This window comes from Reyranella sp., from assembly GCF_965229815.1.
Taxonomy (GTDB): Bacteria; Pseudomonadota; Alphaproteobacteria; order Reyranellales; family Reyranellaceae; genus Reyranella.
In genome coordinates, this window is sequence record NZ_CBDDJN010000006.1 from 3,023,346 (window position 1) to 3,049,669 (window position 26,324).

Here is a 26,324-nt window from a genome sequence, read left to right on the forward strand (position 1 = left end):
GTGCGCGCCGCCTTCCACTCCCTGCTGGTCGCCGGCCTCCTGGCCGCCTGCGCCGGCAGCTCGCCGCCGCCGGCCGTCGCCCAGGACCAGCCGCTCGAGATCGGCAGCAGCTCGCTGCCGCTCAAGATCGATGAGCCCGCCGCCCGCAAGGTCGGGCGCCTGGTATGGCGCGGCGGCGTGACGATGACCGCGAATTCCCGCCGTTTCGGCGGCTGGTCCGACCTGCACATCACGGCCGACGGCAAGCGGCTGACCTCGATCTCCGACGAAGGTGCCTGGCTCACCGCCACCATCGAGTATGACGGCGATGCGAACCTGGCCGGATTGAGCGATGCGCGGATCGGCCAGCTCCTGGCCCTCGACGGCCGGTTCATCGCCAGCAAGCCCGAGGCCGATGCCGAGGCGATGGCGCGGCTGCCCGACGGCTCCTGGCTGGTCGCCTTCGAGCGCAACCATCGCCTCTGGCGCTACGACAGCCTGACGGCGACGCCGCAGCCCGTCGCAGGACCGCCCGACATCGGCCGGCAGCCCTCGAACGGCGGCATCGAGGCCATGACGGTCCTCGACGACGGACGGATCGTGATGCTGAGCGAGGAATACAGCCGCCGGCCGGGCACCGTGGCGGGCTGGATCGCCGAGCCCGCGCCGGGCGGCGGCTATCGCTGGTCGAGCTTCGACTATGCCGAGATCCCCGACTTCCATCCGACGGCGCTCACGCGGCTTCCCGACGGCTCCCTGGCCGTCGTCGAGCGCGCCTTCGACATGGCGCGCGGGGTGCGCTGCCGCGTCATGCGCTTCGACGCCGCCCAGCTCGTTGCCGGCGGCACGGTACGGGCCGAGGAGCTGGCGCGCCTCGCCTCACCCTATGCGGTGGACAATCTGGAGGGCCTGGCCGCGACACGCGGCGCCCGCGGCGAAACGCTGCTGTGGCTGATCTCGGACGACAACTTCAACCCGCTCCAGCGCAACATCCTGCTGCTGTTCGAGCTGGCGCCGTGACGGCCTGAGCCGCGCGTCGCGCGGCGGAGCGGAGGAATCCCCTTTGGGGAGCAGGCGAGGACCTCGCCTGCGACTCTCGGCAGGCCGCTAGGCGGCCGCCTTGGCGTCCTTCTTGGCCTTGGCCGAGCTGACGCGGCGCTTCAGCGCCTTCATCTCGGGGCTGAGCTTGCTGTCGTTGGTGCCCAGCAGGTAGGCGTCGATGCCGCCATTGTGCTCGATGGTCTTGATGCCGCGCGGCGTCAGGCGCAGGCGCACCGAATGGCCGAGCGCGTCCGACAGGACCGAGGCGACCTGCAGGTTGGACATGAACCGGCGCCGGGTCTTGTTGTTGGCGTGGCTCACATTGTTGCCGTATTGCACGGACTTGCCCGAGAGGGCGCAACGACGAGGCATGGCGGCTTCCGCTGGAAAAAACGATCCCGCCAGAGGGCGGGAAGGCGGGCTTTTTAGGGGCCGGGGCCCCGCCCGTCAACTGGGCGCTGAGGCCGGCCCGAGGCTCAGGCGAACCAGTCGACGACCCGCTCGCTGATATCCTCGACCTGGTCCTCGGGAATCACCCGGCCGCGCGCCGAGATTCCCGCCTGGTGCACGGTTTCCGGGTCGCCCGACACCAGGGGATGCCACCAGTAGAGGTCCTGCTTCTGGTGGACCAGCCGGTAGCCGCAGGTCTTGGGGAGCCAGTCCATCTTGGCCACCACGGATGGGGTGAGCTGGATGCAGTCCGGGACGATCTCCTTGCGGTTCCGGTAGTCGCGGCAGCGCGCGGTCTTGGGGTCCAGGAGGCGGCAGCACGTGTCGGTCTGGGCGAGTTCGCCGGTCCCCTCGTATTCGAGCTTGTTGACGCAGCACATGCCGCAGGCGTCGCAGAGCGATTCCCATTCCTGCTTGCTCATCTGCGCCAGCGTCTTGCGCTTCCAGAACGGCAGCGGCTCGGCGGCAGCGGCGGCCCGGCGGGCGCGGCGAACGAAGGACTTAGCGGCCATGGAAAGCCTTTAGCATGGACCGGGCCGCCGCGGCGGGTGTCGCGCGACCGGCCTCGACGTCGCGCTCGAGGCCCGGCACCAGGCGCCTGACCTCGGGATGGCGCCGCAGCTCGGCCAGGAGGGTCTCGCCGACTTCGTTCCACATCCAGGTCCGCGCCTGCTCGGCCCGCCGCCGCGCCAGTCCCTTGTCCCCCACGGCGGCGCGGAAGCGCTCGACCGTGTCCCACACCGCCGCGACGCCCTCGCCGCCCAGGGCCGACGCGGTCGTGACCTCGGGCGTCCACCCTGCCGTCGGCGAGCGCAGCATGCGCAGCGCGTGCTGATAGTCCGCGGCCGAGCGGCGCGCCGTCGCCAGGAGGTCGCCGTCGGCCTTGTTGACGACGATCAGGTCGGCCAGCTCGATCACGCCGCGCTTGATGCCCTGGAGATCGTCGCCGCCCGCCGGCAGCAGCAGGACGATGAACATGTCGACCATGTCGGAGACGGCGGTCTCCGACTGGCCCACGCCCACCGTCTCGACGATCACCGTGTCGAAGCCCGCCGCCTCGACCAGCAGCATGGTCTCGCGCGTGCGCCGCGCGACGCCGCCCAGCGTCACGCCCGCCGGCGAGGGCCGGATGAAGGCCTCCTGCCGCCGCGACAGTTCCTCCATGCGCGTCTTGTCGCCCAGGATCGAGCCGCCGCCGCGCTTGGACGAGGGATCGATCGCCAGCACCGCCAGCGACCGGCCGCGCTCCAGCAGCGACAGGCCGAAACGCTCGATGAAGGTCGACTTGCCGACGCCCGGGACGCCGGTGATTCCGAGGCGCACCGACCGGCCGGTGTGCGGCAGCAGCGCCGCCAGCAGCGCGTCGGCGCGCTCGCGATGATCGCTGCGCGTCGATTCCACGAGGGTGATGGCCTGGGCCAGCGCCCGACGGTCGCCCGCCAGCAGGGGCGCGAGCAGCGGATCGGCGGCCGTGTCGGTCCGGGCGGCGGGCACGCTCATCCCGCCTGACTTATCAGCGGCCCCGGTGGAATGCCAGCAAGGCGGCGATGCCGGCGATGGCGTAGAACACCGCGAGCGTCCAGCCGAGCCCGGGATCGCCGACCGCGTCCATCGCCGCGCCGGCCAGCGGCCGACCGATGAGCCCGCCCAGGATGTAGAGCATGCTGAAGGCGGTGTTGGCGCGGGCGATGTCGCCGCCGCCGAAGCGCTGCCCGAGCAGCGCCAGCCCGACCGGATAGATCGAGAAGGACAGGCCGCCCCACAGGCCGATCACGGCGATCACGGCGAGCGACTGCGCCGGCACGGCGGCGAGCAGCAGCACCAGCGCCATGCTGGCCAGGGTGCAGCCGGCGAGCACGCCACGGCGGTCGAAATGGTCGGCCATCCAGCCGATCGGCCACTGCAGGATCACGTTGCCGATCACGAAGGTCGAGAGCCAGAGCGCGCCTGTCTCGGCCGCGACGCCGGCGCCGACCGCGTAGACCGGCAGGAAGCTGAACGCGACCTGCTCGCCGAGGCCGCAGGCGAAGCCCGCCAGCATGGCGAGCGGCGCGGCCGCGACGACCTGCAGGTAGTTGCTGTCGGCATGGTGCTCGATGCGCGGCGCCGTCTTCCAGTAGGGAAGCAGCGGCACCGCCACCAGCAGGGCAAGCGCGGCGCAGGTGAGGAAGGGCCGCGGCCCGTAGACGCCCACGACCTGCAGCAGGAACGGGCCGAGCGCCAGGCCGAGCGCGACCAGGATGGCATAGACCGCCATCACCCGGCCGCGCCGCTTCTCCTCGACGACCACGTTCATCCAGATCTCGCTCACCACCCAGGGCACGCCGCCGACCACGCCGTGCAGGAAGGTGAGGACGAACCAGGCCGCGACACTGTCGGTGAGCGTGTAGGCGACCGTGAGCATGGAGCCCGACACGACGGCCGCGATGATGAAGGGAACGGCGCCGAGGCGGGCGGCCAGGCGGGGAATGTACGGCGCCGTCGACAGCATGCCGACGGCCCAGGCCGCGGCGACGATGCCGATGGTGAGCTTGTCGACGCCGCGCCGCTCCAGGGCGAGCGGCACCAGCGGCAGGGCGACGCCGGCCTGCAGGCCGATGGCGGCACAGGCGGCGAAGACCGGCAGCAGGGTCCGCCAGGGGCTGGCGGCCGCCGAGGCGTGGCTAGTCGGCGACACGGAGATGACCCTCGCTGCGAAGCGACGCGGCCTCCTCCGCCTGCGCCTCCACCTGCCGCTCGGCCTGCAGGGCCGCCTCCTGCTGGCGACGCCACATGTCGGCATAGAGGCCGTCGTTGGCCAGCAGATCGGCGTGCCGCCCGCGCTCGACGACACGGCCACGGTCGAGGACGACGATCTCGTCGGCGTTGATGATGGTGGACAGGCGGTGGGCGATGACCAGCGTGGTGCGGCCGCGGCTCACCTCCTCCAGCGAGCGCTGGATCTCCTGCTCGGTGCGGGTGTCGAGGGCGCTGGTCGCCTCGTCGAACAGCAGGATGCGCGGATCCTTGAGGATGGTGCGCGCGATCGCCACGCGCTGCTTCTCGCCGCCCGACAGCTTCAGCCCGCGCTCGCCCACCGTGGTGTCGTAGCCCTGCGGCAGGCTCTCGACGAAGTCGTGGATGCGCGCCAGCCGGGCGGCCCGCTCGACGTCCTCGCGCGTGCAGTCGGCCCGGCCGTAGCAGATGTTGTAGAAGATCGTGTCGTTGAACAGGACGGTGTCCTGCGGCACGACGCCGATCGCCGCCCGCAAGCTCGACTGCGTGACCTCGCGGATGTCCTGGCCGTCGATGCGGACGCTGCCGGAGGCGACGTCGTAGAAGCGGAAGAGGATGCGGGAGATGGTCGACTTCCCCGCCCCGCTCGAGCCCACGATGGCGACGGTGCTGCCCGGCGCGACGCGGAAGCTGACGTCGCGCAGGATGGGCCGGCTGGCCTCGTAGTGGAAGTCGACATGGTCGAACACGATCTCGCCGCCGGCGGCCACGAGCGGCGGCGCGCCCGGCCGGTCGGCGATCTCGGCCCTGACGTCGAGCAGGCCGAACATCTTCTCCATGTTGACCAGGGCGTTCCTGATCTCGCGATAGGCGAAGCCCAGCATGTTGAGCGGCTGGTAGAGCTGGATCAGGAAGGCGTTGACGGCGACGAAGTCGCCGATGGTCATCGTCCCCGCCTTGACCCCGTATCCGGCCATGGCCATCACCGACACCAGCCCGAGCGAGATGATCGCGCCCTGGCCGACGTTCAGCAGCGACAGCGAGCGGTTGGACTGGATGGCCGCGATCTCGTAGCGGCGGCGGCCGACGTCGAAGCGGCGCGCCTCGTGCTCCTCGTTGCCGAAGTACTTGACCGTCTCGTAGTTCAGCAGGCTGTCGATGGCGCGGGCATTGGCCTCGGTGTCGGCATCGTTCATGCGGCGCACGAACAGGATGCGCCACTCCGACAGCCACACCGAGAAGGCGATGTAGCCGCCGACCGCCGCCAGGGTCACCGCGGAGTACCGCCAGTCGTAGAGGCTCCACAGGACGATGCCGACGAGCACGATCTCGAACAGGGTCGGCAGGATGTTGAAGACCGTGAAGCGGATCAGGAACTCCATCCCCCCGGTGCCGCGCTCGATGACGCGGCTCAGCCCGCCGGTCTGGCGTTCCAGGTGAAAGCGCAGGGACAGTGCGTGCAGGTGACGGAAGACCTCGAGCGCGAGGTTGCGGACCGCCCGCTGGGACACCGGCGCGAAGAGGGCGTCACGGAGCTCCCCCAGGCCCTGCGCGAGGATGCGCGCCGCGCCGTAGGCCACGATGAGCGCGATCGGGACGGCCACCAGCTGGGCCGCCGGCTCGCCCAGGGCATCGACGGCCTGCTTGTAGAGCACCGGCACGTAGACGTTGGCGACCTTGGCGGCCACCAGCAGGGCCATCGCCAGGACGACACGGAACCGCAGGCCCGGTTCACCCTTTGGCCATAAATGCCGGCCAACTACACGCAGCACCGCCCAGGTGCGCGTGAAGCCGAGCAAGGGAACGCCGTCGGAGGCGGGAGGCGACATGGGCGAAAATTGCCTTGTTCGGCGCGCAAGTTCAGTGGCGTGGGAAGCGACGGCCTTCTATCGTGCCCGGAAGGCCGGCGTAACCCCCCGCAGGGAAAGGAAATCATGAGATTTCGTAGGGCCATTGTTGCCGCAGCCGCGATCCTCGCGGCCACGCCCCTCGCCGCCGCCCAGGACGCCCGCAAGATCCAGATCGCCTACGAGATCACGTTTGCCGGCATCACCGGGTTCCGCATCGACGTCACCGCCCGCTTCAACGGGGCGAGCTACGACGTCGAGACCAGCACCTACAAGGAAGGGATGCTGAAGGCGATCACCATGAACTATATCGGCCGCAACCGTGCGTGGGGCGGCTTCTCGACCCGCGGCGCGCAGCCGGCGGCCGGGTCGCTGTCGATCAGCGTCGACGGCAAGCCGCGCACGTGGCTGGCCCAGTACGGGGCTTCGGGCTTCCTGCAGGAGACCCATACGCCGGTGTGGAAGCCGACGCCGCAGCAGACGATCAGCGAGGCCGACCGACAGGGCTCGCTCGATCCCCTGACAGCGGCGCTGAGCGTCGGCCTGGCGGGCGACGCGGCCTGCGACAGGACGGTGCGGTCCAACGACGGCAAGCGCCGCATCGACGTCATCCTGCACAAGGTGGGCATGGAGCCCGCGGCGTCGACCGGCATCCCCGGCGCCCGCGGCGATGTCCTGGTCTGCGACATCTACACCAAGCGGATCTCCGGCGAGTTCGAGGAAGCCCCCAAGGAGGCCGAGACCGATCGCGAACGGCCGGTGCGCATCTGGCTGGCGCGCTTCGACGACACGCCGATCCGCTATCCCGGCAAGCTCGAGGCCCACACATTCTTCGCCACGATCCGCGGCCGTATCCTGTCGTTCCAGGAATCCCCGCTCACCCCCGAAGAGATCCGGGGGATGCGCCGCTAAAGCATGATGAGATTGGCTGGAAACAGCCAATCTCATCATGCCCTCCTGCAACCTACGACATTCGCGCGCGCGGATGAGATGAGGTGGAATCGCAAGCGATTCCACCTCATCTCATCCCGCTGTAGCGCGATGCCCTGAGATCAAACACGATCTTGCCGGGGCGGCCTTCCGAGGTTTTGGCGCTATCGGAGCGGATGTCGTCGGCTTCAGCCTGGTTCAAGCCGCGCGCTTCTGGCCGCGGCTGCGCAGGATGGCCAGGATCTCGGCCGCCGCCGCCGGGATGTTGGTGCCCGGCCCGTAGATGGCGGCCACGCCGGCCTTCTTCAGGAACTCGTAGTCCTGGGCCGGGATGACGCCGCCCACCACCACCAGCACCTCCGAGCCGCCCTGCCTGGCGAGCTCCTCGATGAGCTGCGGCACCAGCGTCTTGTGGCCGGCCGCCTGGCTCGACACGCCGATCACGTGCACGTCGTTCTCGATCGCCGCCCGCGCCGCCTCGGCCGGCGTCTGGAACAGCGGGCCGATATCGACGTCGAACCCTAGGTCGGCGAAGGCCGTGGCGATCACCTTGGCGCCGCGGTCGTGGCCGTCCTGGCCCATCTTCACGACCATGAGGCGCGGCCGGCGGCCTTCCTCCTCGGCGAAGGCGCCGATGTCGGTGCGGATGCGCTCGAGGCCCTCGTCGCCCTCCCACTCGCCGGCATAGACGCCGGAGATCGAGCGGATGGTCGCCTGGTAGCGGCCGTAGACGCCTTCCAGCGCCGACGAGATCTCGCCCACCGTGGCGCGCGCGCGGGTCGCGTCGATCGACAGCGCCAGCAGGTTGCCGGTGCCGTTGCGCGCCGCTTCCCCCAGCGCCTTGAGCGCGGCCGTGCACCGGGCCTCGTCGCGGGCGGCGCGGATCTTCTGCAGGCGCGCCACCTGCCCTTCACGCACGACGTCGTTGTCGACCTCGAGGATCTCGATGGCGGGCTCGTCCTTGAGCTGGAACCGGTTGACGCCGACCACCACCTCCTCGCCGCGGTCGATGCGCGCCTGCTTGCGGGCGGCCGCCTCCTCGATGCGCAGCTTGGGCATGCCGGCCTCGACCGCCTTGGTCATGCCGCCCAGCGCCTCGACCTCGGCGATCAGCTTGCGCGCCTCGGCGATCAGGCTCGAGGTCAGCGCCTCGACGTAGTAGCTGCCGGCCAGGGGATCGACGACCTTGGTGACGCCGGTCTCGTGCTGCAGGATGAGCTGCGTGTTGCGCGCGATGCGGGCCGAGGTGACGGTCGGCAGCGCGATCGCCTCGTCGAACGAGTTGGTGTGCAGCGACTGCGTGCCGCCCAATACCGCCGCCATCGCCTCGTAGGCGGTGCGGATGATGTTGTTGTAGGGGTCCTTCTCGGTCAGCGACACGCCCGAGGTCTGGCAGTGCGTGCGCAGCGACAGCGAATCGGCCTTCTTGGGCTCGAACGGCTGGACCAGCTCGGCCCACAGGAAGCGCGCGGCGCGCAGCTTCGCCGCCTCCATGAAGAAGTTCATGCCGATGCAGAAGAAGAAGGACAGGCGCGGCGCGAAGGCGTCGATGTCGAGCCCCTTGGCCCGGGCGGCGCGCACATATTCGAGGCCGTCGGCCAGCGTGAAGGCCAGCTCCTGGACCAGCGTCGCCCCCGCCTCCTGCATGTGATAGCCGGAGATCGAGATCGAGTTGAACTTGGGCATGTGCTGCGCGGTGTGCTCGATGATGTCGGCCACGATGCGCATCGAGGGTCCGGGCGGGTAGATGTAGGTGTTCCGGACCATGAACTCCTTGAGGATGTCGTTCTGGATCGTGCCCGCCAGCTTGTCCTGCGGGACGCCCTGCTCCTCGGCCGCCACGATGTAGCCCGCCAGCACCGGCAGCACCGCGCCGTTCATGGTCATGCTGACGCTCATCTTGTCGAGCGGGATGCCGTCGAACAGGACCTTCATGTCCTCGACGGAATCGATCGCCACGCCGGCCTTGCCGACGTCGCCGACGACGCGCGGATGGTCCGAGTCGTAGCCGCGATGGGTCGCGAGATCGAACGCCACCGACAGGCCCATCTGGCCGGCCGCGAGGTTGGCGCGATAGAACTTGTTGCTCTCCTCCGCGGTCGAGAAGCCGGCGTACTGGCGCACCGTCCACGGCCGGCCGGTGTACATCGTGGCCTTGGGCCCGCGGGTGAACGGCGGGAAGCCGGGCAGCGAGCCGACCGATTCGAGGTTCTCGAGGTCGGCCGCGGTGTAGACCGGCTTCACCGCGATGCCTTCCGGCGTCATCCAGTCGAGGGACGACAGGGGCCGGTCGCGCAGCTCCTTGGCGGCGGCCTTTTCCCAGTCGGCGAGGGTCTTCTTCGGAAAGTCAGCCATGATGCGAAGTATGTATCGCAATCAGGCGGTTTTGCCATCCCTCCCCAGGCTCCTCTCCCCCGCTCGGGGGAGAGGAATATGAGAAGAGCAACAGGCCCTACTCGTTGGCCAGGATCGTGTTGCGCACCAGGGGGTAGATCTGGCCGGCCCAGCGGCGCCCGCTGAACACGCCGTAGTGGCCGACGCCGGCCTGCATGTAGTGCTTCTTGCGATAGGGCCGCAGGCCGGTGCAGAGGTCGTGCGCCGCCACCGTCTGGCCGATGGCGCAGATGTCGTCGCGCTCGCCCTCGACGGTGAACAGGGCGGTGCGGCGGAGCGCCCGGGGATTGACCTTGCGGTCCCGCCAGACCAGCTCGCCCTTGGCCAGGAGATGGTCCTGGAACACGCGCTGCACGGTTTCCAGGTAGAATTCCGCCGTCATGTCCAGCACGGCGAAGTATTCGTCGTAGAAGGCCTTGATGGTGCTGGCCTCGGCGTGCTCGCCCTTGGCCATCGCCTTGTAGAGGTCGACCTGCGCCTTGATGTGCCGCTCGGCGTTCATGCTCATGAAGGCGGTAAGCTGCAGGAAGCCGGGATAGACGCGGCGGGTCGCGCCCGGATAGCGCAGCGGCACGCGCGCGATCAGGTTGTTCTCGAACCACGAGATCGGCCGTCCGGTGGCGAGCTCATTGACCTTGGTCGGGTTGATGCGCGTGTCGATCGGTCCGGCCATCAGCGTGATCGACCGCGGCTGGCAGGGATGGTCGTCCTCGGCCATCAGGGCGGCCGCGGCCAGCGCCTGGACGCAGGGCTGGCAGACGGCGATCACGTGCGCCCCCGGCCCCATGGCCTCGAGGAACTGAACGAGGTGCTCGATATACTCGTCGAAGCCGAACTTGCCGTGCCACACCCCGACATCGCGGGCGTTGGCCCAGTCGGTGATGTGAACGTCGTGCTCGGGTAGAAGGACCCGGACAGTCTCGCGCAGCAGGGTCGCGAAATGGCCGGACAGCGGCGCCACCAGCAGGACCCGCGGCTGGGGCGGAGCGCCTTCCTTCGCGAAGCGCAGCAGGGTGCCGAAGGGGGTCGAGAAGACCTCCTCCTCGCGCACCGGCACGCGCTGGTTGCCGACCTCGACTTCCGAGATGCCGAAGGACGGACGGCGATGGCTCAGCGTCGCCCGGCTCACCATTTCGCAGAGCGCGCTGGCCGCCTGCCACGTCTCCAGCCTGTCCGCTCCGCCGCCGTTGAAGACCTGCCCGGCAGCCGTCGCCCAGACCCGGAATGGCAGCATCAGGTCGGCGGACGTCTGGTAAAGCGCATAGAGCATGGGCAAAACGGCTCGGAACTTGCTTGCTTCGACGGCATGGCCGAGGCTTCTCTCACCGTCAGTAGCAAGAACTATTCCTCCTGGTCGCTGCGCGGCTTTCTATTGTGCCGCATGGCGGGACTTCCCTTCGAGGAGAAGATGGCTCCCCTGGACGATCCGGCGACGCGGGCCGAGCTCCTGCTGCTGTCGCCGTCCTTCCTGGTGCCGTGCCTCGAGCATGGGCCGGTGAAGGTCTGGGATACGCTGGCGATCGCCGAGTATCTCCACGAAACCCGCCCCGAGGCTGGCCTGCTGCCCCAGGATCCGGCGGCGCGCGCCCACTGCCGGGCAATCTGCGGCGAGATGCATTCGGGCTTCGCCAACCTGCGCTCGGCCCTGCCGATGAACCTCAAGGTCCATCATCCCGGCTTCAAGGTATGGGCCGGCGCCCAGGCCGACATCGACCGGGTGACCGCGATCTGGCGCGAGTGCCTGCAGCGCTATGGCGGCCCCTACCTGTTCGGCAAGACGCCGACCATGGCCGACGCCATGTACGCGCCGGTCTGCTCGCGCTTCGCCACATACGATGTGAAACTCGATCCTGCCTGCGCCGCCTATCGCGACCTCATGATGTCCTTCCCGGCGATGGCGGAATGGACGGCGGCGGCCAAGGCCGAGCCGGAAGAGGTCGAGGAGCTCGACGTCGAGTTCTAGACCGCGGCGCTTGTAAACCTCCCGTCGCCCGCGCAGACTTCGCGCAAGCAATGGGAGGAAAAATCTTGAGTATCACACGTCGCGCGGCCGCCGCCGGGTTGGCCGCGCTGCCTTTTGTCGGAACCCGCGCCGGCGCCCAGGTCGGCTTCCCCAGCAAACCCTGCACCCTCATCGTGCCATTCCCGGCCGGCGGACCGGCCGACATCTTCGGCCGCAACCTCGCCGAGCGCATGTCGCCGCTGCTGGGGCAGCCCGTGCTGGTCGAGAACAAGAGCGGCGCGGCCGGCGTCACCGGCGTCGACTTCGTCGCCAAGGCCGGCAGCGATGGCCACGTCATGGGCCTGATGAGCGCCTCGGCCGGCGCCATCATGCAGAGCCTCATGCCGAAGATGCCGTACGACCCGGCCAAGGACCTCGCGCCGCAGATCCTGGTCGTGCGCGTCCAGGAAGTGCTCGCCATCAACGCCAAGCTCGGCATTAGCGACCTCAAGAGCTTCATCGCCCACGCCAAGGCCAACCCGGGCAAGGTCACCTGCGGCTCGGCGGGCACCGGCGGCATCACCCACCTCGCCATCGAGCTGTTCAAGCGCGAGACCGGGACCGACCTGCTGCACGTGCCCTATCGCGGCGCCGCGCCCGCGACCAACGACCTGCTGGCCGGCACCGTCGACACGGTGCTGCTCGACATCTCGGTGCTGCTGCCGCACGTGCGGGCGGGCACGGTGAAGGTGCTGGGCGTCACCTCCGACACCCGCGCGCCGCTGCTGCCCGACGTGCCGACGATGCGCGAGATGGGCTTTCCCAAGGTCAACTCCGACAACTGGTACGCGCTCATCTCGCCGGCCGGTGCCAGCGCCGAGGCGCGCGCCAAGGTCTTCGAGGCCGCCAGCAAGGCGCTGAAGACCAAGGAGCTCGCCGACGCCTATCTCAAGGTGGGCGGCGTCGTGGCCGGCGGCACCTCGGCCGAGCTGCAGGCCTTCCTCAAGGAGGAAGTCGCCAAGTGGGCCGCCGTCATCAAGTCCGCCAACGTCAAGCTCGAGTAACGCGTGCCCCTGTCGATCGACCGAGGCCTGGCGAAGACCTTCGCCGGGCACATCCACTGGCGTGCCGCGGGACAGGGTCCCACGGTCATGGTGACCCACATCAACCAGCAGAGCTCGGCCGTGATGGTCGAGCTCCTGGAGGCGCTGGCGCCGCACTTCCGCGCCGTCGCCATCGACTATCCCAGCCACGGCCATTCCGACCATATCGACTGGCAGCCTTCCATCGAGGACTACGCGCGCTGCGTCGTCGAGGTGATGGACGCGCTCGGCATCGAACGCGCCTTCGCACTCGGCGAGGCGGTGGGCGCGGCGACCTCGATCGCGCTGGGCTCGCGCTGGCCGCAGCGCGTCGACAAGGTCGTGCTGGTCAACACGCCCTTCTTCACCGACGCCGACACGGCGAGGAACGATATCGCCGACATCGCCAGGGTGCGGCCGAGCGACGAAAGCGGCTTCCCGGCGCCACGCTCGATCCGGTTCCTGCTCGAGAACGACCCCGAGCACGCGCCGATGCAGCCCACCCAGTCGTGGATGGACCGCATCAACACCGCGCAGCTCGAGATCGGCCGCGACCGCTGGCAGGCGATGGGCGCGCTGTCGAAGTTCGACACGCTGGCCGGGATGGCCGCACTGCGCTGCCCCGTGCTGATGCTCTACGGCGAGAACTTCATCTACGGAAAGCACCGCCCCCTGCTGCAGGCGAAGTGCCCCCAGGCCCGGGTCGAGATCGTGCCCGGCGGCCGCTTCTGCATGAGCTGGGAACGCGCGGCCGAGGTGGCGGACCACGCACGCGGCTTCCTCCTCGCGACGTGACGGCGGCCGGCCGCTGCCCGCACGGCGGTGGCGCGCAAGCGCCGTTCGCCTACCATCATCTTTTCGATCCGGAGTGACCGATGCTCGACGCCGAAGCCCGCATGCTGCTCGACCTGATGGAGAAGGCCGTCCAGGACGGCCGGCCGAAGCTGCACACGCTGCCCCATGCCGTGGGCCGCCAGGCCGTCGACCGGATGTCGGAGGACAGCGAAGCCGACCCGATGCCGGTCGGCGAGGTCGCCGACGGCACCTTCGCCGGCCCGGGCGGCGCGATCCGGTTCCGCCGCTACCGGCCGGTGGGCGCGGCCGTCGGCGCCGCGCCGACGCTGATCTACTATCACGGCGGCGGCTTCGTGATCGGCACCATCGAGACGCATGATTCGACCTGCCGGCGGCTCGCCAACAAGAGCCGCTGCCAGGTGATCTCGATCGACTACCGCCTGTCGCCCGAGCATCCGTTCCCGGCCCCGATCGACGACGGCGTCGCCGCCTTCCGTCACATCCGCGACCACGCCGCCGCGTTCGGCGTCGATCCGGCGCGGCTTGCCGTCGGCGGCGACTCGGCGGGCGGCGCCATCGCCGCCGTCGTCTGCCAGGCCCTGCGCGACGCCGGCGAGGCCGGCCCCGCCTTCCAGATGCTGATCTATCCGGCGACCGATTCGAGCCGGCAGAGCCGCTCGCGCATCGACTTCGCCGAGGGCTATTTCCTGACCAGGGAGCTGATGGACTGGTTCTGGAAGGCCTATGTTCCGGCCGGCACCGATCTCGCCGACCTGCGCCTGTCGCCGTTGCTCGCCAGGGACTTCAAGGGCCTGCCCCCGGCCTTCGTCCTGACCGCCGGCTACGATCCGCTGCGCGACGAGGGCCGCGCTTATGCCGACCGGCTGATCGAGGCCGGCATCAAGACGACCTACGTCAACTATCCCGGCACGATCCACGGCTTCTTCTCGCTGACGCGCTTCCTCCAGCAGGGTCTCAAGGCCAACGACGAGGCCGCCGCCGTGCTGGGGGCGCACTTCGGCACCTAGAGCCTCCTCGGTCCGGCGTTCCCCTGATCGAGAACACGCTACCCACCGCCGACGTCACCAGGAGAGTCGCAGGCCGAGGTTGATCGCGTGGTTGTCGGCGCCCGAACCGATCTCGCCGTCGTAGCGCAGGTAGAGCCGGGTGGCCGCGGCAACGGCCGCACCGGCCCGGAAACCGATCACCGCGAAATCACGCTGTGGCGTCGCGCCGTAGACGGTGAACGCCGCCGACGGTGCGCCGGCGAAGGCCGCCGCGACGGGCCGCGCCGTGTTGGCATACTCGTGCAGCCAGCCCAAGCGCAATCCCAGCTCGAGCGTGCGCGTGTCGCCGATCCCGATCGCGCCGGCAAGGTCGGCGCCGAGAGTCGAGCGCAGTGAGGTCGTCGTCTGCTGCGCGACGGCGAGGCTGAGGGAATTGGCGCCCCACTCGTTGAAGGCAGCCTGGTTGACACTCGAGGCCTGGAAGCGCGCGAACGGCGTCACCGACGCCTGCGCCGGTGCGTAGGCGTCGAGCCGATAGCCCGCCTCGGCCTGGCCGAGGAACTGGTTGGCCCCGGTACTGCCGCTCGCGGTGCGTGGCTGCAGACCGGGAATCGCGATCTGCCGCTGCAGCTGATTGTTGGCGTAGGCGTAGCCCGCCAATGCATCGACGTAAAACGGCCCCAACGCGAACGACCCGTACCCCGCAACGCTGACCCCGTTCGACCAGCCCTTGCCGCTGAAGCCGTCGACCCATTGCGTGCCGCTGATGAATCCGGTGGCGAGACCGACCAGGACGTTCGGCGCGACGCGATAGTCGACGCCGGCGGCCGCGCCGGCGGCCGTGTAGGTGAAGGTGCTGGCGTTGCCGTCGCCCTGCACCGAGCCGACGCCGCCGAGGGCGCTGGCCCAAGCCCCAAACGGGCTGACGCCATCGCAGGCGGCGGCAAGGTCGCACGCCTCGGCCAGCGCCTGTCGCTGCCCACCGGATACCGCACCGCCGCGGGTCACCGCCATCTGCTGGCCTACCGCATTCATGAACAGGGCATTGCTCGCCACGTTGAACGTGCCGAAATCGGCATAGGGCTGGCCGCTGATCTGGTTCAACGCCCCTGGGCCCTGCTGCGTGCTCAACACCGACAGTGCGCTCGTCACGGTGGCGAAGTCGCCCGTGGCGCCGGCATAGCTCTGGTCGAGCGCCGCACCCACGGCGCGCTGGTTGGGGGTCAGCGCCGCCACCGAGAAGGCGTTGCCCTGCAGCGCCAGGGTCAGGAACACGTTGTTGGGATCGTACGCCAGCGACGGCGTCAGGAAGGCGAAGTTGCTGCTGACGCCGGTGTAGCGTCCGTTGACGCCGCCGGCGGCATTGAGGATGGTGTAGGTGGTGTTGGCGGCGTAGCTGCCGCTCGCGGCCACGACCTGCACCGCGGTACCGCCGATGGTGGCCGAGCCGCCCACGTTCACGCGGTCGCTCTGGCCCTGCGCGTTGGCCTCCACGACGTAGGTGCCACCCGTCTGGCTGAAGTTGCCGGTCACCGTCAGCGTGCCGATCGAGTTGCCCGGCGCGATCGCTCCGGTCGAGGCGACGTTGCCGCCGATCGTGCCGGTGCCGCCCAGCGTGCCGCCGGCCCCCACCGTCACGCTGCTGGCGATGCTGCCGTTCACGGCCAGGGTGCCCGCGCTCACCGTCGTCGCGCCGCTGTAGGTGCTTGCGCCGGTGAGCGACAGCGTCCCCGTGCCCAGCTTGGTCAGTCCGCCCGTGCCGGTGATCGACCCGCCGAAGGTCGTGCTGGTGGCGCTGTCGGTCGTGAGCGAGGCAGCACCCAGGCTGATCGTGCCACCGCTGCCCGACAGCGCGCCGACCGAGACGTTGCTGCCGCCCAGCGCCAGCGTGCCGCCCGACATCGAGAGCGCGCCGCCCGTCGGCAGGGCATTGGCGTTGGCGAGCTGCAGGGTGCCGCCGCTCACGGTCGTGCCACCGCTGTAGCTGTTGGCGGCTGTCAGGGTAAGCGTGCCGGCCCCGGCCTTGGTCAGCCCGCCGCCGCCGCCGAGCCCGGTGGCGAAGCTCACGTTGTTGCCGTTGGTATCGAAGGTCGCACCGCCCGAGCCCAGCGCCGCCAGGCGCGAGGAGATGTCGGTCGTGTTGCCGGTCGCCCATTGGAGGCCGCCGCCGTTCAGCGTGATCGTGCCGCTGCCGAAATTGCCGGCCGCCGCGAAGTTGACCAGCCCGCCGGTGACGGCCGTGCCGCCCGAATAGGTGTTGGCCGCCGACAGCGCCAGCGTGCCCGCACCGTTCTTGACGAGGGCCCAGCTGCCGGCGTTGACGCCGGTGCCGCCCGAGCCGGTCTGGTCGGCGATGACGTCGGCGACCGTCTGGCTCTGCCCCGCGGCTGGCGCGAAGGTGAGCGTGCCGTCGCCTTGCAGGAAGATTCCCGAACCCAGGGCCGAGCCCGACCCGGCCGCGCCCGCGCCAGTGCCGCCCGTGACGGTCCCGCCGCTGACATTGAGTGGACCGGCGAGCGTCAGCGTGCCGCCCTGCTGCACGAAGATCGCGCCCCCTGCGCCGAGGCCGCCGCCACTGCCGACAAACGGATTGGCCGAGCCGTTGCCGCCGCCGAAGCCACCGGCACCGGCCGCGGCATTCGAAGCGCCGCCGCCGCCGCCGAAGCCACCCGCGCCACCAACGACGCCACCGCCGCCACCACCGCCGAAGCCGCCGACACCGCCGGCGCCGCTGATGCCACCCCCGCCGCCGCCGCCGAAGCCACCGGTACCGCCGGTCCCCGCGCCGGCGACACCGTTGCCGCCGCCGACGCCGCCGCCCGCCCCGGAACCCTGGCCCGGCGGACCGGGACTGCCGCCGCCGCCGCCGCCACCGGTCGCGCCGCCGCTGGTCGACGGACCGTTACCCGCCGCGCTGCCGCCCGTGGCGATCCCGGGCTGCCCGACCGGCACGATGCCGCCGCCGTTGGCGCCGGAGCCCAGGCCGCCGCCGCCACCTCCGCCACCGGTGCCGTTGCCGCCCATGCCGCCACCGCCGCCGGACGCACCGCCGGCGTTGCCATTGCCGCCGACGGCTGCGTTCCCGCTCAGGGTGACATTGCTCACTGTGACGTTGGCCTGCGCGGCCACGAAAAGCGCGCCGCCCAGGCCGGCGCCGCCACCGCCGCCGGTCGCGCCGTTGCCGCCCCTCGCCTGTGTGTTGGAGATGGCCAGGTCCGAGATCGACACCGTCACGGCCGTCTGGGTCGTGCCGGAGAACGCGCCCACAAACAGCCCGCGGAAGGCGCCGCCACCGGAGAGCGTGTTGTTGTTGCCGACGATGGTGGCGTTGTTGGCGATGCTCGGCAGGTCGCCGCTGGTCAGCGTGATGGTGCCGACGCCGCTGTTGATGACGATGGTATTGGCACCGCCGGCGGCATTGGAATTGATGATGGCCTGGCGCAGCGAACCGGCGCCGCTGTCGCCGTTGTTGCTGACGATGAAGTCCGCAGCCTCCGCCGATCGCCAGACGCCAGAAAGCGACGTTGTCGCAAGCACGATAGCGGCCAGCCGACGAAGCTCGGACCTGGAGACTGAAGTACGCCCCAACAAGGAAACTCCCCCGCAGGTCATCCTGCCGAGAGGTCAGGGGACGTTCAACGAAGATCGTTTGCAGCGTTGATGCGGATGATTGAGAGATGGCCCCGTCGATCGGGGGCTTCGCTAAACGGCCGCGGCGGGCAACAGGCGCACGAAGCCGATCGGATCGGTGAAGCCCTTCAGAAGCACGCTCTCCTTGCGCGACGAAAGTCCTGCCAGCAGGGGCTGCACCGCGGGATCTTCGGCGACGGCGCGGCTCAGCACGATGTCGCCGCCCTCCGCCTGGCCCTGGAGGCGGGCCGCCATGTTCACGGTCGAGCCGAAATAGTCGAGCCGGTCGTTCAGCGTGACCATGACGCTGGGGCCGGCATGGACGCCGAGCTTCAGCACCAGCTCGTGGTCGGCGATGCGCCGCTGCATCTCGAACGCCGCCCGGACGGCGTCGGCCGGATCGCCGAATGCCGCCATGACGGCATCGCCGATCGTCTTGACCACGGCGCCGTCATGGTCGCGCACGATCGCGGCCAGCAGCGCGAAATGCTCACGCACCATGTTGAAGGCGGCGGCGTCGCCAATGCGCTCGTAGAGCGCGGTCGAGCCGCGCAGGTCGGAGAAGAGCAGCGCCACGTGGCTGACGCCCGCCTCGTCGCCCGGCCGCAGGGTCGCTTCGGCGAAGAGGTCGCGAAAGGCCTGCAGCGACACCGCCTCCGGCGCCGTCAGCGCGTCGCGCGTCCACGTCCTGTCCTCGATCAGCGCCGCCACCTCGAAGCCTGCCTCGTTGGCGAACGCGACCGTGCCCGGCGGCCCGGCGGGCATCGCCTCGACGCCTGTCGCCGAGACGCGTAGCCCAGGAAAGCCACCGCCGGCTTGCTGCGGATCGTGGTCGATGTCGACGAAGCCGCCCGGATGCAGAGTCCTCAGCCGATAGGCACCGGCCGGCAGCGTCACGCTCGCCGACTTCGTCTCGCCGGGCTGCAGCAGGACCTGGACGCGGACGTGCGGCGTCGCCATTGGGCCGGACAGGCAGAAGCCGCCGACCGCCAGCGGCCTCACCGCCGGCGCGGGCGCGAAGCTCAGCTCGACGTTCTTCTCGAAGTCGCGATCGTAGTCGATGTTGCACGAGGGGCAGTGCGCGCCGCGCGGCAGTTCCGACAGCGCCGAGACCGTGAGCTTGGCGCCGCGGCAGTTGGTGCACAGCAGGTCCCACTTCATGGCCAGCAGGCCCGCGCGCGTGGCCGCCAGGCAGGCCTCGATCGCGGCGCGCGGCGCCACGCCGAGCTCGCGCGCCAGCTTCCGGGGCTTGATGTGCCCGAGGTCGGTGGCCATGCCGGTCAGGACGAGGTCGGCCAGCCGCTGCCCCAGCCCGTTGCCGTAGGGACTGCGGTCGACCTCGGCCGCCAGCGCCGCGGCCCGTTCGCGCGCACCGGCGGGAAGCTCGGGAGGCTTGAGGTCGAACCAGGTGGGGCGATCGCCCTTGGCGAAGGCCACGGCCTCGAGGATGCGCTTCTCGACGATGCCGCCCGCCTGCTTCGCCAGCCGCGCGCCGAACAGGCGGCCGGTCAGGGTCAGCGGCTCGTATTCCAGAGCGTAGCTCACCCGGCTGCCGACCTTGCCTCTGCCGAGATCGATGGGTTCGAGGTCGAACACCGGCCCGAATCGCCGGAACGGCCCCCGTGTGAATTCCCGCGATTGCGCGAAATGGCGGCCTTCGGTCCATTCGTAGGGCTTCTCCTCCCATTCGAGGGCGAACCCCGCGGCCTTCCCCCGGCCTCGGCGCAGCACGGTGCCGTTGGCCTGCGGTGTCTCCTCCAGCACGTAAGGCGGCAGGCCCATCGCCTCGTTGAAACGGTTGGTGTCGGCCAGCACCGGCCACAACTCGCCGGGCGGCAGATCGAAGGTCCAGGTCCAGGTGGCGCGCGGCATGGCCTTGGTACTCTAACACCGCCGGGACGGATGCCCGGCCGGTATCACAGGGTGGTGAGCGGCAGCGCACCGGCTAGACTGGACTCGACGCATCGCAGAGGAGACGCACGGAATGAGCTCGTCCGACATCGCCTACACGCCGATCCTGCCCGAAGGCTGGCCGCGCCCGCGCGGCTTCTCCCATGCCGTGGTTGCGACAGGCACCAAGAGCGTGCGAATCGCCGGGCAGATCGGCCGCGAGCCGCAGCAGTCCCACATCCCGCCGGGCACCGACGCCGGCACGCAGTGGCGCGTGGCGCTCGGCAACCTCGTCGCGGTGCTGAAGGCGGCCGGCGGCGAGCCGGGACACCTCGTCGCCCTGCGCGCCTACGTGACCGACATCGCGGAATTCAATGCCGCCGGCCCCGCGATCGGGGCAGCCTGGGGCGCGACCCTGGGCAAGCATTTCCCGGCGATGACGCTGGTGCAGGTCTCGGCGCTGATCGACCCGAACGCCAAGGTCGAGATCGAGGGCGACGCGATCCTGCCGTGAGCCGCCGGCCGCGGCGCGCCGGCACGACCGGTTTCGCCGCGGCTCCGCGACCGTCTCAGGCGGTCACGTGCCGTCCGATGAACGCGACCATGCGCTCGAACATCGGCCCGCATTGCGACAGGTCGGGCGACGCGCCGGCCTTGCGTTCCATGTCGATATACTCCAGCGCGATCGAGCCGCCGGCCCGGGCATAGGCGGCGCAGAAGCGCTGCGGCTCGTTGCCGTCGAACGTCGACTCCGTGTCCCGGTAGTCGTGCATGATGTCGCCCTGCGCCTGAAACCAGATGGCGGGCGGCGTCACGACCTTCTCGCCGCGTTCCAGCGCGAGCGTCGGGCTGCCCTCCGACATGTTGTCCTCCGACCGCCAGTAGGCATCGTGGCGCGCGATGATGGACTTGGGCCAGGCCGGCGGCGGCGACTGCTGCGCCGCGCGCTTGGCATGTCGGTAGCGGCTGAGCGGATTGATCACGGGCCAGGACATGACCACGCAGCGCACGCCGGCGTCCTGTGGCGCCGTGCCGGCCGGCAGGGGGATCGCGGCGTAGCGCGGATCGTGCGGGCGCATGGCGGCCAGCATGGCGAGGTGCCCGCCGCTCGATTGGCCCGACAGGCCGACCAGGTCGGGCCGGGTCTTGAGTTCGGCGGCATGCGCCTTGGTCCAGCGCACCGCATAATTGATGTCCTGGACCGAGGCCGGATAGGGCGCCTCGTCGCCGGAGCGGAAATCGAGCGCGACCGACACGACGCCGTGAGAGGCCATGTACTCGTGGCGCGGCCGCTCGGTGGTGCGGTCGCTCATGCACCAGGCGCCGCCATGGCATTCGACCATGGCCGGGAACGGGCCCGCGCCGCGCGGCCGGAACAGGCGGGCCAGCAACGGCTTGTCGCCGTGCCGCAGATACTCGACGTCCTCGACGTCGAACGACGTAGTGCGGGGCTCGAGGACTGCAGTCGCCATGGCGCCTTCCTCCGTTTGCTGTCGAGTGGTCCCGAATCCTAGCCGAGTTGGCCGGCAGGTGCACCGTCCGGCCCGGCGTCGAGGTCGCCCCAGCTCGTGGTGCGCTCGATGCGGATGGCGATGACGGGAAGATCCTCGAGACGCATGGCAGCGAGCTGCGGATAGCGGGCCTGCACCAGCGCCTGGGCGCGGCCGTGCTCGGGGCCGCCCGACAGGATCTCGGCCCGCCCGTGCAGCATGACCCAGGCGAGGCGCCGCCAGTCCTCGTCGTAGTGGTCGAAGACGATTGCCACCCGGGGATTGGCGGCGATGTTGCGAAGCCGCTTCAGCGACCGGCCGTCGCCGCGCTTGGGCTTGCGATCGATGGCGATGAAGACCGTGTCGCCGGCCAGGCCGAAGCAGACCGGCACGACCTGCGGCGTCCCGCCGGCATCGGCGGTCGCGAGATGGCCGACCCGCCGCCGCTCGACGAAGGCGCGCTCGTGCGTCGACAGCATGACACTCTCCGCAGGGTCCGCGCGGCAGCATGGCACCGGATTGCGACCGACGGAACGCCGGATGTGCTAGAGACTCCTGCCGTGCCGCACCGCGTCGCGAAGCGGCGAAGCCGACAACAGGACAGGAAGACCGCGCGCATGAGCCCCGAGCTGGCCGCCACCCTCTACACCGCCTCGACCTGGGTGCTGCCCGTGCTGCTGGCGATCACCCTGCACGAGGCGATCCATGGCTACGTGGCGCACCGCTGCGGCGACGACACGGCCTATCGGCTGGGGCGCGTCAGCTTCAACCCGCTGCGCCATGTCGATCCGGTCGGCACCGTGTTGCTGCCGGGGCTGCTGCTCTTCCTGCATGCGCCCTTCCTGTTCGGCTACGCCAAGCCGGTACCGGTGCGGTTCGACGCGCTGCGCCATCCCCGGCGCGACATGGTGCTGGTCGCCGGCGCGGGTCCCGGCATGAACATCGCGCTGGCCGTCGCGGCGGCGTTGATGGCGCACGGCGTCGGGCTGCTGCCGCCCGCCGCGCAGGGATGGGTCCTGCAGAATCTCAAGAACGCCATCGTGATCAACGTCATCCTCGCGGTGTTCAACATGATCCCCCTGCCGCCGCTCGACGGCGGCCGCGTCGCCGTCGGCATCCTGCCGGATTTTCTGGCCCGCCCACTGGCTCGGCTGGAGCCCTTCGGCATGCTGCTCATCATCGGCCTGCTGTTCCTCGTGCCGACGATCGGCGTGCAGCTCGGCTGGTCCGTCAATCCGGTGGCATGGCTGCTCGGTGGCCCGGTCGATGCCGTCATCGAGGCGATCCTCCGGCTGACCGGAAACGGTTGACCGCAAACCACGCAGGGTAACGCGCGACGGGCCGCGCGCGAAGGCCGGTGGCAGCAAGGCGCCCCAAGATGCGCTATGCTCGGCCCGAAGCGAACATCGCACTGCCGGGCGGGCCACGCTGTGCCGCCCTCCGGCGAAGGGAGGCGCTGCCATGCCGACCAAGCGTGTTGCGTTCCTTGCCGCGATCGTCGTGGCCTGCGCCATCGGCCTGATGCGCGCCGGCGACCTCCTGGTCGGCTGGCTCTGGTTTTCGTCGGTGGGCTATGCCGACGTCTTCCGCACCTCCTTCGCCGCGCGCGCGGGCCTCTTCGTCATCGCTTTCGTTCTCTCGACGGCGGCCATCTGGCTTTCCGGCGCGCTGGCGCTGCGCGTAGCGGGCAGAGCCACGGTCCCGCCGGCCGCGCCGGTGCAGCGGCTCACCCGCGCCGCCGCTCCGTCGTCGCGGCAGTGGCTGGTCGGCGTCGCCGCCGGTCTGGCGGGCCTGCTCGCGGCCGCCGTCCAGCTCGGGCAGTGGGAGGTACTGCTGCGCTTCCTCTACCAGGTCCCCTTCGGCGAACCGGACCCGGTCTTCGGCCACGACATCGGCTTCTACCTCTTCTCGCTCCCCTTCTGGCTGGCGGTCCGGAACTGGCTCTTGCTGGTGCTATTCCTGGCCGCGGTGCTCGCTGCCGCGGTCTACTGGCTGCACGGCGACATCGACTTCGACGGGCGTCCGCCGCGCGTCACGCCGGCCGCCATCGCCCATGCCTCGGCCCTGCTCGGCCTGTTTCTCGTGCTCAAGACCGGCTCCTACTTCCTGGACCGCTACCTGCTCCTCTACAGCGACAACGGCGTGGTCGTCGGCGCAGGCTACACCGACCTCGCGGTCCGGCTTCCGGTGCTGTGGCTGCTGGCCGGCCTCGCCGCCGCCGGCGCGATCCTGTGCGGCCTCAACCTGCGGCAGCGCCGCTGGCGGCTGCCGCTCGGCGCCGTCGCGCTGCTGGCGGGCGGATGGTTCGTCTTCGCCGCGCTGGCGCCGTCGATCTTCCAGCGGCTCCATGTGAAGCCGAGCGAGCTCGCGCTCGAGGCGCCCTACATCGCGCGCAACCTCGCCCTGACGCGCCAGGCCTACGGGCTGCAGCAGGTCGCCGTGACGGCATTCCCCGTGAAGGACGAGCTCGATCTCGCCGCCCTCGAGGCCAACCGCGAGACGATCGACAATATCCGGCTGTGGGACTGGCAACCCCTGGCCGCCACCTACGCCCAGCTCCAGGAGATCCGCACCTACTACAAGTTCCTCGACATCGACATCGACCGCTATCATCTGCAGGGGACCTACCAGCAGGTGACGCTGTCGGCGCGTGAGCTCGAGCCGGAGCTCCTGCCGGCCAACGCCCAGACCTGGGTCAACCTCCATCTGCTGTTCACCCACGGCAACGGCGTCGTGATGTCGCCGGTGACCCGCAAGACCAGCGAAGGCCTCCCCGTCTTCTACCTGCAGGACATTCCGCCCGTCGCCACCGGTGGCCCGCCGGTCCGCGAGCCGCGGCTCTACTTCGGCCAGGGCCGCGAGCGCTACGCGATCGTGAAGGGCAGCACGCCCGAGTTCGACTATCCACGCGGCAAGGACAACGTCTACGCGTCCTATGACGGTGCCGACGGCGTGGCGGTCGGCAGCATGGCTCGCCGCAGCCTGTTCTCCTGGTACTACGGCGATCCCAACATCCTGCTGTCGGACTACGTCACCGCCGAGAGCCGCATCCTGCTTCACCGCAACATCCGGGACCGCGCGCGTACGCTGGCGCCGTTCCTGCAGCTCGATCACGATCCCTACATCGTCGTGAACGAGGGCCGGCTGTTCTGGATTCAGGACGCCTATACGACCAGCACCTGGTTCCCCTATGCCCAGCCGCAGTCCAGCGGCGGACTCAACTACATCCGCAACTCGGTCAAGATCGTGGTCGACGCCTACAACGGCACGATCGACTTCCATGTCAGCGACACGGAGGATCCGATCCTGCGCACCTGGAGGCGCGTCTTTCCCGAGCTGTTCAAGCCGATGGCCGCGATGCCGGCCGATCTGCGCCAGCACATCCGCTATCCGGAGGACCTGTTCCTGGTGCAGGCCCAGCTCTATCGCGCCTATCACATGGACTCGCCGGAAGTGTTCTACAACCGCGAGGACCTGTGGCAGTTCCCGCGCCAACACGGCGCCCTGGACGAAGCCGACGCCCGGCCCCGACTCGTCGGCACCCGCGACGTTCCGCGCATGGCCCCGTACTACATGATCATGAAACTGCCCGGTGAATCCCATGCCGAGCTGGTGCTCATGCTGCCGATGGTGCCCAACCAGCGCGACAACATGATCGCCTGGCTGGCGGCCCGCTGCGACGGGGCCGACTACGGCAAGCTGGTGGTCTTCGAGTTCCCAAAGGACAAGCTGGTGTACGGGCCGTTCCAGATCGAGGCGCGGATCCAGCAGAACACCGAGATCTCGCAGCAGATCTCGCTGTGGAACCAGATGGGCTCGCGCGTCATCCGCGGCCATCTGCTGGTCGTGCCGGTCGACAACTCGATCCTCTATGTCTCGCCCCTCTACCTGCGCGCCGCCACCGGCCAGCTGCCGGAGCTGAAGCGCGTGATCGCCGCCTACGGCGACCGCGTGGTGATGGAAGAGACGCTCGGTGCCGCCCTGGCCGCGCTGTTCCGCGATCACGAGCCCGCCGTGCCGCGACGGCCCGTCGGTGTGGCGCCGCGCGAGCAGGCGCCACCCGATACGCCTGCCCGCCAGGCGCTCGCCCACTACGACCGCGCCCTGGAGCGGCTGAAAGCCGGCGACTGGGCGGGCTTCGGTGCCGAGTTCGACGCGCTGGGGCCCTTGCTCGAAGCGCTCAGCCGGGCCGAGGACGGACGGTAGGATCCGCCGGCCGCGCGGGCGTCAGGCGCGGCCGCCGCGGGCCCAGTAGCGCTTCAGGCTCGACACGTCGCCGGCGTAGAGATTGCGATCGCAGTGCGTGACGCCGGACACCGCCTTGCGGTCCGACCCGTAAGCGACGTCGGCCTCCGTATGGTTTCCGGCATACTGCCACAGCGTCCAGCCGCGCCCGGCCCAGGCCGAGGGAATCTGAGGCGATTCGCGATAGTCGGCCAGCCAGAGGTCGCACCGCGCCAGCAGCGAGCCGGACTGAATGGGCTGCCCCAACGACACGCCGCGGCGGCCGAGCTTGCGCCCGTCGGCCCATTCCGGATGGGTATAGAGAACCGGCAGCCGGCCGGTCTTCTCCTGGATGGTCGCCACGAACGCTTCCGCCTGGGCCAGCGTCATGGTGTTGCGCGGATTGCCGTCGTTCAGCTCGAGGTCGAGCGCGATCAGGGTAGTGATGGTCGGGCGTACGGTGGCCAGGAAAGCCAAGGCTTGATCGGATCCCGAATACTGCCGCGTGCCGAAGTGGTAGGCGCCCCACAGCAGGCCCGCCTGCTGGGCCTGCTTCTGACGCACGCCGTACGACGGGTCGACCCAGTCGCCGCCCTCGGTGGCCTTGTGGATCACCGCAAGCTGGCCGCTGCGGCGCACGGCGTCGAAATCGGTGACGGTGACGTTGTGGCTGATGTCGATGACGGCATCGAGGCCGGACGGCCCGCTCGCCGACTGATAGGCCGTCGCCGTCGCCGCTTGCTGGCTGCCGCATCCGGCCAAGGGTGGCGCCATGAGGCTCGCCAGCCCCCCCAAAGCTGTCCTGCGGGAGATCAATCCTGCACCTTTCATTAAGAAATTGGCAGGGTGACCTTAACACATCTTGGCCACAGCCGCTTGGGTCGTCCGTCGGCCGGGCGATCACATCC

Annotated in this window: 21 protein-coding genes; 9 read left to right on the forward strand and 12 right to left on the reverse strand. The window is 70.0% G+C overall.

What is annotated here, in order from left to right:
* Complete coding sequence (locus tag ACO073_RS25855; RefSeq protein ID WP_422001566.1) at window positions 1-999, forward strand: esterase-like activity of phytase family protein; 999 nt, start codon at window positions 1-3, stop codon at window positions 997-999.
* A gap of 87 nt (window positions 1,000-1,086) precedes the next feature.
* Here the strand turns inward: ACO073_RS25855 and rpmB are convergent, their stop codons facing one another.
* The 5 genes from rpmB to ACO073_RS25880 form a co-directional block, all read right to left on the reverse strand.
* Window positions 1,087-1,392, reverse strand: a complete 306-nt coding sequence (gene rpmB / locus ACO073_RS25860) for a 50S ribosomal protein L28 (protein ID WP_422001568.1) — start codon at window positions 1,390-1,392, stop codon at window positions 1,087-1,089.
* A gap of 104 nt (window positions 1,393-1,496) precedes the next feature.
* Window positions 1,497-1,982 (reverse strand): YcgN family cysteine cluster protein, encoded by a 486-nt coding sequence (locus ACO073_RS25865; protein ID WP_422001570.1) that lies wholly within the window; start codon window positions 1,980-1,982, stop codon window positions 1,497-1,499.
* Window positions 1,972-2,970 (reverse strand): methylmalonyl Co-A mutase-associated GTPase MeaB, encoded by a 999-nt coding sequence (gene meaB, locus ACO073_RS25870; protein ID WP_422001571.1) that lies wholly within the window; start codon window positions 2,968-2,970, stop codon window positions 1,972-1,974. The genes ACO073_RS25865 and meaB overlap by 11 nt, the downstream gene beginning before the upstream one ends.
* A gap of 13 nt (window positions 2,971-2,983) precedes the next feature.
* Entirely contained in the window at window positions 2,984-4,147 is a 1,164-nt protein-coding gene (locus ACO073_RS25875) for an MFS transporter (RefSeq protein WP_422001573.1), read from the reverse strand.
* Complete coding sequence (locus ACO073_RS25880) at window positions 4,134-6,014, reverse strand: ABCB family ABC transporter ATP-binding protein/permease (RefSeq protein WP_422001575.1); 1,881 nt, start codon at window positions 6,012-6,014, stop codon at window positions 4,134-4,136. The genes ACO073_RS25875 and ACO073_RS25880 overlap by 14 nt, the downstream gene beginning before the upstream one ends.
* A gap of 105 nt (window positions 6,015-6,119) precedes the next feature.
* On the opposite strand from ACO073_RS25880, the gene ACO073_RS25885 reads away from it, so the two are divergent.
* Window positions 6,120-6,944: a DUF3108 domain-containing protein gene (locus tag ACO073_RS25885; protein ID WP_422001577.1), complete on the forward strand. Its 825-nt coding sequence runs from the start codon at window positions 6,120-6,122 to the stop codon at window positions 6,942-6,944.
* Between the two features lie 216 nt (window positions 6,945-7,160).
* On the opposite strand, the gene scpA is transcribed toward ACO073_RS25885, so the two are convergent.
* Window positions 7,161-9,317, reverse strand: coding sequence for a methylmalonyl-CoA mutase (scpA, locus tag ACO073_RS25890; protein WP_422001579.1), 2,157 nt, complete (start codon window positions 9,315-9,317; stop codon window positions 7,161-7,163).
* A 97-nt stretch (window positions 9,318-9,414) separates the two neighbouring features.
* A complete protein-coding gene (locus ACO073_RS25895; protein WP_422001581.1) occupies window positions 9,415-10,626 on the reverse strand; it encodes a polyhydroxyalkanoate depolymerase in 1,212 nt (403 codons plus the stop codon).
* Window positions 10,627-10,662: 36 nt separating this feature from the next.
* Here ACO073_RS25895 and ACO073_RS25900 point away from each other — a divergent pair, with 36 nt between their 5' ends.
* The 4 genes from ACO073_RS25900 (at window position 10,663) to ACO073_RS25915 (ending at window position 14,203) form a co-directional block, all read left to right on the forward strand.
* Window positions 10,663-11,319 carry a glutathione S-transferase family protein gene (locus tag ACO073_RS25900; protein WP_422001583.1) on the forward strand — a complete coding sequence of 219 codons (657 nt, stop codon included), beginning with the start codon at window positions 10,663-10,665 and terminating at the stop codon, window positions 11,317-11,319.
* A 65-nt stretch (window positions 11,320-11,384) separates the two neighbouring features.
* Complete coding sequence (locus tag ACO073_RS25905) at window positions 11,385-12,362, forward strand: Bug family tripartite tricarboxylate transporter substrate binding protein (RefSeq protein ID WP_422001584.1); 978 nt, start codon at window positions 11,385-11,387, stop codon at window positions 12,360-12,362.
* 3 nt (window positions 12,363-12,365) lie between these two features.
* On the forward strand, window positions 12,366-13,175 hold the full coding sequence (locus tag ACO073_RS25910) for an alpha/beta fold hydrolase (RefSeq protein WP_422001586.1): 810 nt from the start codon (window positions 12,366-12,368) through the stop codon (window positions 13,173-13,175).
* 80 nt (window positions 13,176-13,255) lie between these two features.
* Window positions 13,256-14,203 (forward strand): alpha/beta hydrolase, encoded by a 948-nt coding sequence (locus ACO073_RS25915; protein WP_422001588.1) that lies wholly within the window; start codon window positions 13,256-13,258, stop codon window positions 14,201-14,203.
* Between the two features lie 54 nt (window positions 14,204-14,257).
* Here ACO073_RS25915 and ACO073_RS25920 read toward each other — a convergent pair whose 3' ends face one another.
* The gene (locus ACO073_RS25920) at window positions 14,258-17,719 is read right to left on the reverse strand and encodes an autotransporter domain-containing protein (RefSeq protein ID WP_422001589.1); all 3,462 of its coding nucleotides are present in this window, start codon (window positions 17,717-17,719) and stop codon (window positions 14,258-14,260) included.
* A 165-nt stretch (window positions 17,720-17,884) separates the two neighbouring features.
* Window positions 17,885-19,684 carry an adenylate/guanylate cyclase domain-containing protein gene (locus ACO073_RS25925; RefSeq protein ID WP_422001591.1) on the reverse strand — a complete coding sequence of 600 codons (1,800 nt, stop codon included), beginning with the start codon at window positions 19,682-19,684 and terminating at the stop codon, window positions 17,885-17,887.
* A 112-nt stretch (window positions 19,685-19,796) separates the two neighbouring features.
* Here ACO073_RS25925 and ACO073_RS25930 point away from each other — a divergent pair, with 112 nt between their 5' ends.
* Window positions 19,797-20,216: a RidA family protein gene (locus tag ACO073_RS25930; RefSeq protein ID WP_422001593.1), complete on the forward strand. Its 420-nt coding sequence runs from the start codon at window positions 19,797-19,799 to the stop codon at window positions 20,214-20,216.
* A gap of 55 nt (window positions 20,217-20,271) precedes the next feature.
* On the opposite strand, the gene ACO073_RS25935 is transcribed toward ACO073_RS25930, so the two are convergent.
* Together ACO073_RS25935 and ACO073_RS25940 are read right to left on the reverse strand one after the other, a co-directional pair.
* Window positions 20,272-21,174, reverse strand: a complete 903-nt coding sequence (locus ACO073_RS25935) for an alpha/beta hydrolase (protein ID WP_422001594.1) — start codon at window positions 21,172-21,174, stop codon at window positions 20,272-20,274.
* Between the two features lie 38 nt (window positions 21,175-21,212).
* Complete coding sequence (locus tag ACO073_RS25940; RefSeq protein ID WP_422001596.1) at window positions 21,213-21,671, reverse strand: TIGR03668 family PPOX class F420-dependent oxidoreductase; 459 nt, start codon at window positions 21,669-21,671, stop codon at window positions 21,213-21,215.
* 138 nt (window positions 21,672-21,809) lie between these two features.
* On the opposite strand from ACO073_RS25940, the gene ACO073_RS25945 reads away from it, so the two are divergent.
* Window positions 21,810-22,502, forward strand: a complete 693-nt coding sequence (locus tag ACO073_RS25945; RefSeq protein ID WP_422001598.1) for a site-2 protease family protein — start codon at window positions 21,810-21,812, stop codon at window positions 22,500-22,502.
* A gap of 151 nt (window positions 22,503-22,653) precedes the next feature.
* Entirely contained in the window at window positions 22,654-25,398 is a 2,745-nt protein-coding gene (locus ACO073_RS25950) for a UPF0182 family protein (RefSeq protein WP_422001599.1), read from the forward strand.
* Window positions 25,399-25,419: 21 nt separating this feature from the next.
* Here the strand turns inward: ACO073_RS25950 and ACO073_RS25955 are convergent, their stop codons facing one another.
* Window positions 25,420-26,190, reverse strand: a complete 771-nt coding sequence (locus ACO073_RS25955; protein ID WP_422001600.1) for a glycoside hydrolase family 25 protein — start codon at window positions 26,188-26,190, stop codon at window positions 25,420-25,422.
* Between the last annotated feature and the right edge of the window lie 134 nt (window positions 26,191-26,324).